The following is a 12392-nucleotide window of genomic DNA, read 5'->3' as shown; positions in this document are numbered from 1 at the left end:
TTTAAATGGGATTGATTGATGCTGGACCAAAACGTACTTTTCAAATCTTACCTTGAGGGAAAACTTGATCCCAAAGATCGGGAATTGCTAGAAAGCCTATTGCGTGAAAATCCGAGTTACCAAGCCGAATTAGAAGCATTTAAAGCTTCTCTGGAACCCAAAACTACCCTAAAAGAGCCCTTTTCTCCGAAATCCTGGATAATCTCGATCGTCATTGCTACAGCCATCGTCGCTTCTGGAATTTTTCTTTTTTTAAGCCTGAGTGCACCTCCGGGTGAAAAGCTCTATTCGAAATATTACCAACCCATTCCAGTGGATTCCTTTCTTTCAAAAACAGGAAATTCAAAGCTTAAAGAAGGACTGGAGGCTTACCAAGCCAAAAACTACCCCAAGGCAATTGAAATTTTTGAATTAGTACTCACTCAGGGAGAATCCGACCAAGCAGAATTATTCCTGGGATTGAGTCAATTGGCGAATGGCCGTCCCGAAAAAGCCATTCCGATTATGAGTATGATTTCTCCAGACTCAGAAAGTGCCCAGTTTGTACCTTGGTATACTGCCCTATCCTACCTCAAGATGAACAAGTTGGAAGAAGCCAAAACTCATCTCTTAAAGGCTTCCAATATTTACGATTTAAATCAGCAAAATGCGCAGGTCATACTCGAGAAAATGAAATAATTGGTATTCAGAGTGTAAAGGTTTATTTTCAAGACAATCAAGCCCGATAAACCTGAACACTTATGAAATCCTCTATTGCAGGCCTAGTCTTGGCCAGTTTTTTCCTTATTTCCTGCGAAAAAGAAAAACCAAAACTCACTCAAGAACAATACGACGCTCTGACTGAGGAGCAAAAGCGATCTCCTGAGTTTGCTTTGGATGGAATTGAGGTTTTGGATGATCGGCTGGAATTGGAGCTTTTTGCTTCTGAACCCATGCTCACGAATCCAACCAATATGGACATTGATGATCGGGGCAGGGTTTGGGTCACCGAGGCTTACAATTACAGGATTCAGCTCAATCCCAAAAACCCAACCAAGGCTGAGGGAGATCGAATTCTGATTTTGGAGGATACAGATGGGGACTCAAAAGCAGATAAGTCCACCGTTTTTTATCAGGGAACTGATATTAATGCAGCATTGGGAATAGCTGTTTTCGGAAATAAGGTTTTTGTATCTGTCAGCCCCAATGTCTTTGTATTTACCGATGAAAATGGAGATGATATCCCCGACAAAAAAGAAGTACTCTTCACTGGAGTTGGCGGAGTTCAACATGACCATGGTATGCATGCCTTTACTTTTGGCCCCGATGGGAAGCTCTATTTTAACTATGGAAATGAAGGAAAAGGGCTTCACTATGCCGATGGTAGCCCGATTTTGGATCCTTTAGGCCGACCAGTTACTTCAGAAACAGCCCCTTATCAGGAAGGAATGGTTTTCCGATGTGATCCCGATGGAAGCAATCCGGAGGTTTTAGCTTGGAACTTCAGAAATAATTACGAGGTCTCGGTTGATAGCTATGGACGGATGTGGCAAAGTGACAACGATGACGATGGCAACCGCTCCACCCGAATCAACTTTGTGATGGATTATGGCAACTATGGCTTCAAAGATGAAATCACCAAAGCCGACTGGAGAACACGTCGAGTCAATATGGAGGATTCGGTTTGGCAGCAGCACTGGCATCTCAACGATCCGGGTGTAGTTCCCAATTTGATTCAGAATTATGCGGGTTCTCCTACAGGAATTTTGGTCTATGAAGGCAAATTACTTCCTGAAGAATACCAAAATCAGGTCATTCATGCCGATGCCGGACCAAACGTAATCCGCATGTATCCAGTCAAGCCGTCTGGTGCTGGTTTTACTGGGGAAGTGGTCAAAATCCTCGATGGCAATGCCCGGGACAATTGGTTTAGGCCCTCCGATGTGACAGTGGCTCCGGATGGATCGATTTTTATTTCCGACTGGTATGATCCGGGAGTGGGTGGACATGCAGTTGGAGATTTGGAAAAAGGGAGAATTTATCGCCTAGCTCCTAAAAGATCTAAGTATCGGGTAAGTGCTCCGGACTATTCCACCGATGAGTCTTTGATTGAATTGCTTCAAAATCCAAACAGAGCCATCCATTTCAAGGCCTTTATGGCGCTAAAGGAAAAAGGAGAAGAAGCCAGAGGGATTTTAGAAAAATTCTATGCCCTTGAAAACTCAAGGATGAAGGCGAGGGCATTTTGGCTTTTGATCCAACTTCCAAATGGGAATGAATTCATCAAAAAAGCTGCTGAGGATCAAGATGAGAATATCCGTGTCGCTGCCATAAAAGCCTATCGAATCAAAAAAATGAATGATCCTGCCTTTCTTTTGAAAATGGCCGGGGACCCATCAGATCAAGTAAAAAGGGAAGTAGCGGAGGCAATTCGCTATCAAGACGCGCCGGAAATTTGGCAAAAACTGGCTGAAGGCTATAGGTCTGGAGATCGCTGGTACTTGGAAGCACTTGGGATAGCTGGGGAATACCAATGGGAAACTTACCTTCCTGTGTACCTTGAAAAAGCAGGGCCAGATTGGAAATCCAAGGCTGAGGCAAAAGATATTGTCTGGAGGTCCAGATCATCTTCTACTCCAGCTTTGCTGGAAGAATTGATTTTAGAAGAAGCTAGTCCTGCTGACTATCGCTACTATCGGGCTTTGGACTTTCAAAATCCCGATTTAAAAAATCAAACTTTGAAAAACCTGCTTGCAAAAGGGCAAAACGAAGATCAGGTAATCATTTTACGCCAAGCGGCATTTGATTCGAAAAAGCCTGACGGCCAGCTCTTATCTCTTGCCAAGTCCAAAGCGGGTTCTATTCCAGATGACAGAGATTTCCTGGAGATTGTCAGAAAATACCAACTCAAGGATCAAAAAGAACGACTGCTTAGTCTCATTTACCAAAATGACAATAGAAGTCTGGCGAATACTTCTGCGGGGATTTTTACCCAGTTGTATGGAATAACGGATATCGAAAAGGCGATGAAGGATACCGATGAGGCCAAGGCCATTTTGGCGATTCGGAAATTTGGAGCTGTGGACAGTCCAGAAATGGCAACTCTCCTGAATAAATTCTGGGGAAATCCCAATGCTTCAAATGCGATACGAACTGCTGCCATGGAGGAAGCGAAAGGCTACCAATCTGAAGCCGTTCTTTGGGAATTTGCCAAAAAAGATGAAATCCCAGCCGATCTTCTTCCTATAGCTCAAAAGATTTTAATGGGCTCCTGGAATTCAAATATCCGCCAGTTGGCTGCTGAAAAATATGGAGATAGCATTGCCCAAGGCTATGATTTGGTTAAAATGATGTCTTCCAAAGGCGATGCTGCGGTCGGAAAAACTATCGCGGCAACCTACTGTCTTGCCTGCCACAAAATCGATAAGGAAGGAGTTGACTTTGGTCCTGCTCTTTCTCAAATCGGTGCGAAGCTAAGCCGGGAAGCCTTGATCAATGCCATCATTTACCCATCCGAGGGAATGGGATTCGGCTATGAAACCCAGTTGGTAAAATTCAAAGACGGAAAAGAAATCCGCTGCATTGTCAACTCGAAAACCGAAAATGACTTAATCGTCAAACTGGTCGGAAGTGGTGAGCAGACCATTTACAAATTGGCAGATATTGAATCTGTCACTCAATTGGGAGAATCATTAATGCCTGCATTTCCTCTTACTGAACAGGAATTGGTGGATTTGGTGGAGTATTTGGGGACTTTGAAATAGAATAAAAAAATCAAATCCAACCCAGCCATGCAAAAACACAAGCTAATTCTTTTAAGCCTTTTTCTCCTGATTTCTATTGCAGGGTGTAAAAATCCAGAAACGACCTTCCAAGTCGAAACCCTCCAGTATTCAAGAGATGCCTATGGTGAAAAACTCTATGGTTTTTGGCTGGGACAATGCATCGCCAATTGGACTGGTCTGATCACTGAAATGGATAAAATCGGCATTCCGACCAAAGAAGGTAAGGGTGAAGGGTTTTATACTCGGGAGGACTGGGGAAAGCCCGACCAACCCAATATTTGGGGATCTAATAATTACTCTCCCATCATTGATTTCATCTTCGCAAAGGAGGACAGTATTTGGGGAGCAGATGACGATACAGACATCGAATACATTTACCAGGAATTGCTTCTAAAGCATCAAACCACTCAGCTCAGCCCGGAACAAATCCGCCAAGGTTGGCTAGATCATATCCTAGAGGAAGAAGAAAATTACCTCTGGGTTTCCAATCAGCAAGCCTTTGATCTAATGAGAAAGGGAATCTTGCCTCCACAGACTTCTGATCCGACCCTGAATTCTCAATTCGAAATGATCGATGCCCAATTGACTACTGAGATTTTTGGCTTATTCGCTCCGGGAAGGCCTGATATTGCCTTGGAAATGGCGCATTTACCGATCAGAACCACGGCTCAGGAAAATGCCGCTTGGATCTCGGAATTCTATGTGATCATGTATTCTTTGGCTGGCTTGGAAACAGCGCATCCGAGTTTGAAGGAAAAGACCAAATGGATGGCCATGGAGGCAAGAAAAAGACTTCCCGAGGATTCCTATTCGGCTAAAATGTTTGATTTCGTAAAAGGGAATTATGAAGCTGGATTACCTTGGGAAGCCACCCGTGACGCTTTACACGAAAAATATCAAATCCTTCAAGAAGACGGCTACGATTTAGCCACGAGGGAAGAATATTGTCACGGATGCGCCGCTGCAGGAATTAATTTCGGAGCAAGTATTATTTCCTTGCTTTATGGGGAGGGTGACCTGAAAGAGACTATAAAAATTGGTGCGCTTTGCGGATGGGATTCAGACAATCCAACGGCCACCTGGGGAGGAATGCTCGGTTTTATGTATGGAAAAGAGGGAGTAGAAAAGGCTTTTGGAAGAAAATTCTCGAACAAATTCTGGATTCACCGGACTAGAAAAGGATTCCCAAATGACGGGATTGACACCTTTGAAAATATGGCCGACAAAGGCTTGCAAATCCTAGACAGAGTAATGCAGGAAAGAATGGGCGGGAAACTGGAAAATGGAGTATGGAGCGTAGAAAAAAGCGCACTCCAAATTATCCCTGCCAAATAACAATCCGACTCAATCTGTTTTCTGAAAAATCAGATAGTGCTGGATGGGAAGGAATTTTCCATTCTCAACCAATTTGAAACCATTAGCTTCCAGTTCTTTGGACGCTTGACGGACTGTCATCTTATGCAGTGGCTTGATGGGAATCCACTCATCCTCCCCTCGGTATTCAATCAGAAGCAATTTACCCTGAGGCTTCAGAGCTTTTCGGATTTCAGCAAGCATCTCCACTGGATATTCCAATTCATGGTATACATCGACCATAATGGCTAAGTCAACTGAATTCTGAGGAAGTCTTGGTGATTTTTCATCTCCTAAAATTGGACTCACTTGGGGAAATCCCAACTCGGTCCTTCTTTTAGTCAGGTAATCCACTGCAGTTTTCTGAATTTCCACAGCGTAAACCTTGCCTTTTGGAACTCTGGGAGCAATTTTGAAAGTATAATAACCCGAGCCAGCGCCGATATCTGCTACGACACTTGCACTTGAAATGGGTAGATTTTTGATGGCCAGAGAAACACTTTCCTCCACTTCTCTTGTCTGACGTTCCAGCCAAACGGCACCTTCAAAACCCATGACAAACGAAATTTCCCTACCCAAATATACTTTCCCAATTCCATCGGGACTGGCCTTTTTGTAGGTGTAGGGAGATTCCTCATTTTGTTTTTGCTGAGAATAGGAACAAAAATTAAAACTCAGAATACAAACCAATCCTATTAAAATTCTTCTCATGCAGTTTTTCTTTTATCAACCCTTTCACGAGAAAAGGGTTTGATAGGGTTTAAATTTTAGCTTGGAATCCAAAAAAGAAGGTTCATTACACAAAAAAATTGGTCGATGGAATAGCAAGATTCAGCCCCATAAAAGAGAAGTTTCATCTATTTCACACAACGCAATACTATTTGGCAACGTAAGCAATCCATAATGATTGATTATCTTCATTGATCATTTTTGTAAAATAAAATTGCACTATTAAAATTTACTACAGAAATTTCTTTCACATCCTTCAACACTATCTACCTATGAAAAAACTTTCTTTACTCCCAGTAGCAGCAATCGTGGCTGTTCTTTTCTTTCAGGCAATTCCAAAATCGGAATCCAACGATCATCCTATTTTGAATCCTGAGGCTCCTGCCCTTCCGGCTGATGTCAAAGCGATTGTTCAGCAGAAGTGCTACGGATGCCATAATGCAGAATCCAAAAATGAAAAAGGCAAGGCAAAATTAGACTGGGATGCTTTGGAAGCAGCCAAAAAGTCAAAGGCTTTAGCTACCATGGGTAAAATCACCGAAGAACTTGAAGAAGGTGCAATGCCTCCTGCTAGATTTTTGGAATCCAACCCTGATAAAAAATTAACTGCAGAGGAAACCGCAACTCTTATGGCTTGGAGTACCGGTAAGAAGAAAAAAAGTGAATAATGAAGACTTGGCAGTACTTATTGGGCGGCTTGGGAGTAATCCTAGTCGCCCTTCAATTTGTCCCCAATGAATTACCCGTAGTGGAAACAGAAAATCCCGGAGACCTGATCGGAACCGGAATTGTTTCTGATGAAGTCGGAAGAATGCTTAAACAATCCTGCTACGACTGCCATAGCAACACTACAAACTACCCTTGGTATTCCCATGTTGCTCCTTTTTCTTGGCTAGTCGCCAAGGATGTAAGGGAAGCAAGAGAGGAACTTAATTTTTCTACCTGGACTGATTACGATATGATGGAAAAGCTTGAAAAGCTGGATGACATCAGTATTGAGGTCAGTGAAGGGGAAATGCCTATGGGAATTTATACTGCAATCCATAGCTCCGCCAAGCTTAATGAAGCTCAAATCAAGCAGCTAGTTGAGTGGGCAGAAACTACAATGGACTTGGTTGTAGAGGAAGAAGAAGAAGAATTAGAGGAAGAGGACAGTGTGGAGTGATCCCTCCTGTCTTTGGATTCAAAAATTAAAAAAGCATTGGTAATCCCAATGCTTTTTTTGTTGAAAGTCATCTGTGAGCGCATTAAAAAAAGATGCCAAAATTGGACATACTTCCACCTTTATATCAATGGTTTGGGAAGTCATGGATTTTTTAAAAAATTGCTGGAAACATTCACCCCATGAAATCTTACCTATACTTACTTGGACTTGGAGCCCTCCTCCTTTCCTGTTCAACTCCTGATCCACAAGTTGGAAAAACAGAAATCACCAAATGGCAAGGGAATAAAACCGGTGCCATCTCCATCACCTTTGATGACGGGATCGTCAACCAATTGACGATTGCCAAACCGATATTGGACAGCTTGGATCTTAAGGCCACTTTCTACATCATCACTGGAAAAGTAGAAGGATCAGGCAAAGGAAAATTTATAGGTAGAAATCCTAAGGAGATTATTGAAGAAACTTCACGGATCAAAACTGATTCCTCGAACTTCTTTGAGCGGGCTTCCTTAATAGCCTTTACAGGCACCACTGAGGCCGAAGACTACCACGCCAGAGTCGGGTCTCTTTTTGAGCAGGGGAAAATTGAAGAGGCATATACCCTTTTAGATGAGGGATATCTAAAAATCAGAACGGGAAAAATGAAAAATACAGACGCAGTGGTATTTCATAACAACCGAGAGGATACGACTTCCTGGGAACAGTATAAATCCTATTCAGCACAGGGGCATGAAATCGCTTCCCATACCGTTACCCATCCTAGATTGGCAGTTTTGGATGAAGTAAACATGCTTTACGAGCTGGAGCAAAGCAAAGCGGATTTGGAAAAATTTATCGGACAAGAATCCATTTTCAGTGCAGAAGGACCTTATGGAACCGAAAATGAGCGGGTGATGGAGTATGCACATAAAATTTATCCTTCCCTTAGAAATAGAATGCCTGAAGACTGGCTGGAGGAAATCAATCGAGGAAGCCAAATGACTCCCGGACAATCTTCCAAAGAATACGTTCAGTGGCAAAGAGGGCCAATTACGCGGATAGGCGTAGACCAAATGAAAGCATGGGTCGATACAGTGATGACTCACGACAATACATGGCTTGTCTTGGTTTTTCATGGGGTAGAAAATTTAGGCTGGGAACCTAAGGCAAGACCGGAGTTGGTCGAATACTTTTCCTACATGAAATCAAATGAGTCTAATCTTTGGATAGCTCCATTTAGAAACATCACAAAATATCTCAGAGAGCGGAAAGCAACTAAGGTTGAAACTGAGTTTACGGGAGATGAAATCCTTATTAAGCTTAGCTCCAATTTGGATCCCCAGATTTATTCTGAACCTCTTACTTTAAAAACCTATGTACCTAAAGATTGGACTTCTGTTTCACTGAATGCATCTGGAAACACGAGATCACTTACCACTCAGGAGGATGAAAAAGGGGTTTATGTTCTCTATGAATTGATCCCTGGATCGGAAACTGCCAAGTTGGTCAAAGAATGAGATTGAATTTCCAGTAGATTGTAAAGACCAAGCCTATAAAAATGAAAAAGCCCTGAATGAATTTTCAGGGCTTTTTACTTTGGGATCAAATCCCCAGTACCACTTCCAGATCTAGTTGGTCTTCGACTGATACCAATCCCCCAAACTTATTTGGTGGAGTCAATTCAAGCATTTGAAAGTTAAGGATCAATTTGCCACTCAATCCATCTGGTACTTTTTCAAGCATCAGATCAGGAAACTCCAACCTTTTACCGACTAAATTCACACTTAAATGGCAGAAAATCTTCCCAGACTTTTCCCTGAAATTTTTGACTACCACCTTCGCGTAAGGGTATTCATCGGCTTTGAGTGTAGACCGGAAATCACTGGTAATAAGAAAATTTCCACAGGAGAAATTTTTTACAGGAATTTGAAATTCCATTATTTTTTGTGTTCCTCGAGAATTAAAATTAAGCGTATCTACTTTTCCTAAAATCTCAAAATCACAATTGAATTTGCCTAAGGAAGTATATCCTTGGACAAGTACTTTTTGTTTGGTGATTATCAATTGATTTCTCTCCTGGAATCCAGGAGAGAAAATCAAACTGATCCAAAGAATTAGGATATGCATGGCTTTGGTTTTAGAAACCGATTACACCTTCAATCATTAAACCATTGAATTTACCGCCATTTTTAATGTCATTGGCAGCAAAGCCTTTGTAGTTCTGATTCACATATTCCAGTTTGGCTAGGATGTTTTTAGAGATAAACCATCCACCACCAATCTGAACTCTATCTATGGAAACTTCCAATCCGCTACCAGCAAGAGGTCCATTTACTTTGTTGAATCTTCCCGCCACATAAAGCTTCTCATTTCTTGCAAATCGGTATACTAAATCCCCACCAACTTGACTCCATTTACGATCTTCTGTTTCATTTCCTGCTTTACCTTTTGCAGTTTCAAAGTTCCCGAACAATTCTAAACCTTTGATTTTAATGAATGGGTTGAAAACCATCGCAGTTACGTTATCAGTAAGACCTGGATTAAATCTACCTGAGGTAAAGTTTGCAGAGGTAGAAGCCAAGGTGTTTTCCATCACCAAATAGTATCTAGATCCTGTTCTATCTCCACCATACAGGGTGTTTCTAGCAGAACCGGAAGTGGTGTAAATAGACCCTGTGACTCTTAGTCTAAACTCCTCACTGATTTGCTTGTCATAACCAACTTTACCGATAATGCTAGCTTTTCTCTTGTCCGGATTGGTAACACCGCCCTGAATTTCACCACCTGTCAAACCAGCCACAACCAAAAAGCCTTTACTTTGGAAGGTAAGGTCACCACCAACCTCAGTGGTAAATGCATCCATGATATAGTTTCCTACGAATGGGTTGTACATGGCATTACCGTTGTCTGTTCTTCTGAAGTGAGCATCACCATAGTTGATTTCCATGTGACCTAATCTCAAGGTCAAATATTTTGAAAACCATTCCGGATTATTAAAAAAAGAAAGTTTATCTATTTGTAAATATCCTCCTTTCACCCAAGTTTCTTGGTGGTGACGAGAAGATAGGTAAGTGATCAGGTTTAATCTTACCCCATCCAATAATTCCACGTCGATATTTAAGTTGGCTGTTGCCAAATTAGATCCAAATCCAATATCTATTAACTGGTTTAGATTTACTCCACCTGGGTTTAAAACTGGAGTGGCAGTGTTTTCATGGCTTAAACTCTGAAATTGTTGGGTAAAATGGCCCCCGATACGAACCTTGATTCCTTCAAAAGGAACTGAGTCAACTTTACTAGTTTCAAAGACATTGATACCTCTTTGATCATAAGATCTCCAGTATTGAACGTCTCTTTGTAATCCTTGGGAGAATGCTGCTGTGGCGCATCCAGCAACCAATAGCGCAGCGGTAATAAACTTTTTCATAATTTTTTTGGATTAAAGATTAGGTTGGAATGAAGTTTTAAAGGAAAGTTTTACATCATCCTCCGTTTTTACTGTACCCATTAAGGCAGTTGGAGGTGTGATGGAAAAGAATGTCAGCTTAGTATCTAGACTACCTTCGAAAGTGAATTTCCCAGCCGCAGTACTTAATTTGACTGGGAAGCTTACTGCCTTGGTAACTCCAGCAATGGTCAAATCACCTTTCGCTGTGAATGAGCTCCCAGAGCCGGTCAATTCTTTCAGATTGAATTTTATTTCTTTGTTTTTATCGGTATTCAAAGCCTTGTATGCATTTGAATCCAGTCCCTTGGTTCCGCTTTTTAAAGTTTCGGCCGGGATGCTAAGGCTTAAATTTTGAGCCCCTTTAAATTGTCCTGCTTCGACAATAAATAGTCCCTCACCTTTGGCGGTAGAGGACTCCATATGCCAATCGTGCAAGGTGGATCCCCCTTCCACTTTGAAAGTCGGAGCTGAGGACAAGGTGTATTTTATCTGGGAGAAAACTTCAGTAGTGCAAAGAACTAAAAATGCACTTACTGGAATGAGGAATTTGGCTGCTAGTTTCATCGTTCAGTTGGACGTTTTGATGAAGCTAAATTCAGCCTTTGTTGAAAAGAATTACCTGACGAAAATCAGTAAAGTGGATGATTGATCGCAGATGAAGAAATGACTTTTTGGAATTTTATATGGTAAATACCGAATAATTGACCATTTTCAGAATATAAATTACATTCATTAGAATTTTTCAATATTATATTTTTAAAAATGAGATTTAGGGAAATAAATCAACATTTTCAGTGCTTTTTGACACAGAAGCCCACTTTTTTGGAGTTAAAGGCTATTGAAAATGGTGTTTTTATTTCTGGATTGCTTCCAAAAATCCTTCTTTTAACTTTTTCTCCCGATCAAAAAGCAGAGGGTAATTAGTTCTCCCTCGCACAGGCCAATTATTTAACCAAGTTCTGCCATCATGTAGTCCCCAAAAAGTAACCCGGTCAATTTTGTCGCCGTGTTTTTGAAAAAGCTTAAAAAGGGAAACGTAGCGCTCCACCAGTTGAACTTCCAATTCTTTAGGCAAGCCGACTTTATATGGATTCCATTCTTCGGATTCTGCAAAATTGATATTCAGATCAGCCCCTTCGGAATCTGAAGGTCGGGGAAGCATATCTATATCAAGCTCAGTAATGCTCACCTTAAATCCAGCCTTATGGATATCTAAAATCGCTTGCTCGATTTGTTCTAAACTTGGCGAATTCAAACGATAATGTCCCTGCATTCCAATCCCATCTATTCGTACCCCCTTTTCTCTTAACTGAATTGCCATTTTCAGAATGGCCTTTCTTTTCTCAGGTTTCCAAACATTGTAATCATTGTAATAGAGTTCAGCTCCTGGATCTACCTCATTAGCCTTCTTAAAGGCTTTTTGGATAAAATCTTCCCCTATCAAAGTGTACCAATTGGTTTTTCTCCAAGTTCCATCATCCTCAAAAGCCTCATTTACCACATCCCAACTGTCAATTTTCCCTTTGTATCTTCCCACAACCTTGGCGATATGATCCTCCATTCTTTGAGTTAGATCTTCTCGGCTAAGAAAATTCCCCTTTTCATCTTTAAAAACCCACTCCGGGGTTTGTTGATGCCAGACCAAGGTATGACCGATGACAAAAGCATTCATACGCTCCCCAAAAGCCACAAAAGCATCTCCAAATTCAAAATTATATTCATTGGGTCGAGGATGAATTGGTCCCCATTTCAGTCCATTTTCTGAAGTAATGGAGTTGAAATGCAAATTCAGCAAGGAATCCGCTCCCGCCTCTTTACCCGTCACTTGAGCTAAATTGACGGCTGCCCCAAGTTTAAAATCCGATTCGAATAGCTTATAAAGTCCCTCTTTTTGAGAAGAATCAAAAGAAACTAGGAGAAGGAATAGGGGTAGAAGCAGTAGGGACTTTTTCAT

General features: G+C 41.5%; 11 protein-coding genes. 6 read left to right on the top strand and 5 right to left on the bottom strand.

Annotated elements, in window-relative coordinates:
* Nucleotides 1-18 precede the first annotated feature (18 nt).
* From DFQ04_RS12340 to DFQ04_RS12330, 3 genes are all read left to right on the top strand, one after another.
* Nucleotides 19-678, top strand: coding sequence for a CDC27 family protein (locus DFQ04_RS12340; protein ID WP_133556288.1), 660 nt, complete (start codon nt 19-21; stop codon nt 676-678).
* Nucleotides 679-740: 62 nt separating this feature from the next.
* Nucleotides 741-3743 (top strand): PVC-type heme-binding CxxCH protein, encoded by a 3003-nt coding sequence (locus tag DFQ04_RS12335; protein WP_133556286.1) that lies wholly within the window; start codon nt 741-743, stop codon nt 3741-3743.
* A 27-nt stretch (nt 3744-3770) separates the two neighbouring features.
* Nucleotides 3771-5099: an ADP-ribosylglycohydrolase family protein gene (locus tag DFQ04_RS12330; protein ID WP_133556284.1), complete on the top strand. Its 1329-nt coding sequence runs from the start codon at nt 3771-3773 to the stop codon at nt 5097-5099.
* A gap of 9 nt (nt 5100-5108) precedes the next feature.
* On the opposite strand, the gene DFQ04_RS12325 is transcribed toward DFQ04_RS12330, so the two are convergent.
* The gene (locus DFQ04_RS12325) at nt 5109-5828 is read right to left on the bottom strand and encodes a class I SAM-dependent methyltransferase (RefSeq protein WP_133556282.1); all 720 of its coding nucleotides are present in this window, start codon (nt 5826-5828) and stop codon (nt 5109-5111) included.
* Nucleotides 5829-6118: 290 nt separating this feature from the next.
* Between DFQ04_RS12325 and DFQ04_RS12320 the strand changes: the two genes are divergently transcribed.
* From DFQ04_RS12320 to DFQ04_RS12310, 3 genes are all read left to right on the top strand, one after another.
* Entirely contained in the window at nt 6119-6514 is a 396-nt protein-coding gene (locus DFQ04_RS12320; RefSeq protein WP_133556280.1) for a heme-binding domain-containing protein, read from the top strand.
* Nucleotides 6514-7011: a heme-binding domain-containing protein gene (locus DFQ04_RS12315; RefSeq protein ID WP_133556278.1), complete on the top strand. Its 498-nt coding sequence runs from the start codon at nt 6514-6516 to the stop codon at nt 7009-7011. Before DFQ04_RS12320 ends, DFQ04_RS12315 begins: the two co-directional genes overlap by 1 nt.
* Before the next feature lie 179 nt (nt 7012-7190).
* Nucleotides 7191-8507, top strand: a complete 1317-nt coding sequence (locus tag DFQ04_RS12310; protein ID WP_133556276.1) for a polysaccharide deacetylase family protein — start codon at nt 7191-7193, stop codon at nt 8505-8507.
* Between the two features lie 85 nt (nt 8508-8592).
* Here DFQ04_RS12310 and DFQ04_RS12305 read toward each other — a convergent pair whose 3' ends face one another.
* The 4 genes from DFQ04_RS12305 to DFQ04_RS12290 all read right to left on the bottom strand — a co-directional run bounded on the left by DFQ04_RS12305 (nt 8593) and on the right by DFQ04_RS12290 (nt 12392).
* Nucleotides 8593-9117: a hypothetical protein gene (locus tag DFQ04_RS12305; protein WP_133556273.1), complete on the bottom strand. Its 525-nt coding sequence runs from the start codon at nt 9115-9117 to the stop codon at nt 8593-8595.
* Nucleotides 9118-9127: 10 nt separating this feature from the next.
* Nucleotides 9128-10417, bottom strand: a complete 1290-nt coding sequence (locus DFQ04_RS12300) for a hypothetical protein (protein WP_133556271.1) — start codon at nt 10415-10417, stop codon at nt 9128-9130.
* A 12-nt stretch (nt 10418-10429) separates the two neighbouring features.
* Nucleotides 10430-11002: a YceI family protein gene (locus DFQ04_RS12295; RefSeq protein WP_133556269.1), complete on the bottom strand. Its 573-nt coding sequence runs from the start codon at nt 11000-11002 to the stop codon at nt 10430-10432.
* A gap of 289 nt (nt 11003-11291) precedes the next feature.
* Nucleotides 11292-12392 (bottom strand): endo-1,4-beta-xylanase, encoded by a 1101-nt coding sequence (locus DFQ04_RS12290; protein ID WP_133556267.1) that lies wholly within the window; start codon nt 12390-12392, stop codon nt 11292-11294.

Source organism: Algoriphagus boseongensis, from assembly GCF_004362805.1.
Taxonomy (GTDB): Bacteria; Bacteroidota; Bacteroidia; order Cytophagales; family Cyclobacteriaceae; genus Algoriphagus; species Algoriphagus boseongensis.
Note: the sequence above shows the minus strand (reverse complement) of the source record. Positions and strands in the feature narration are given on the sequence as shown.

Bases quoted from the DNA above. Each gene is read 5' to 3' on its own strand.
- DFQ04_RS12340 (WP_133556288.1), top strand. From the start codon at position 19: ATGCTGGACCAAAACGTACTTTTCAAATCTTACCTTGAGGGAAAACTT.
- DFQ04_RS12335 (WP_133556286.1), top strand. From the start codon at position 741: ATGAAATCCTCTATTGCAGGCCTAGTCTTGGCCAGTTTTTTCCTTATT.
- DFQ04_RS12330 (WP_133556284.1), top strand. From the start codon at position 3,771: ATGCAAAAACACAAGCTAATTCTTTTAAGCCTTTTTCTCCTGATTTCT.
- DFQ04_RS12325 (WP_133556282.1), bottom strand. From the start codon at position 5,828: ATGAGAAGAATTTTAATAGGATTGGTTTGTATTCTGAGTTTTAATTTT.
- DFQ04_RS12320 (WP_133556280.1), top strand. From the start codon at position 6,119: ATGAAAAAACTTTCTTTACTCCCAGTAGCAGCAATCGTGGCTGTTCTT.
- DFQ04_RS12315 (WP_133556278.1), top strand. From the start codon at position 6,514: ATGAAGACTTGGCAGTACTTATTGGGCGGCTTGGGAGTAATCCTAGTC.
- DFQ04_RS12310 (WP_133556276.1), top strand. From the start codon at position 7,191: ATGAAATCTTACCTATACTTACTTGGACTTGGAGCCCTCCTCCTTTCC.
- DFQ04_RS12305 (WP_133556273.1), bottom strand. From the start codon at position 9,117: ATGCATATCCTAATTCTTTGGATCAGTTTGATTTTCTCTCCTGGATTC.
- DFQ04_RS12300 (WP_133556271.1), bottom strand. From the start codon at position 10,417: ATGAAAAAGTTTATTACCGCTGCGCTATTGGTTGCTGGATGCGCCACA.
- DFQ04_RS12295 (WP_133556269.1), bottom strand. From the start codon at position 11,002: ATGAAACTAGCAGCCAAATTCCTCATTCCAGTAAGTGCATTTTTAGTT.
- DFQ04_RS12290 (WP_133556267.1), bottom strand. From the start codon at position 12,392: ATGAAAAAGTCCCTACTGCTTCTACCCCTATTCCTTCTCCTAGTTTCT.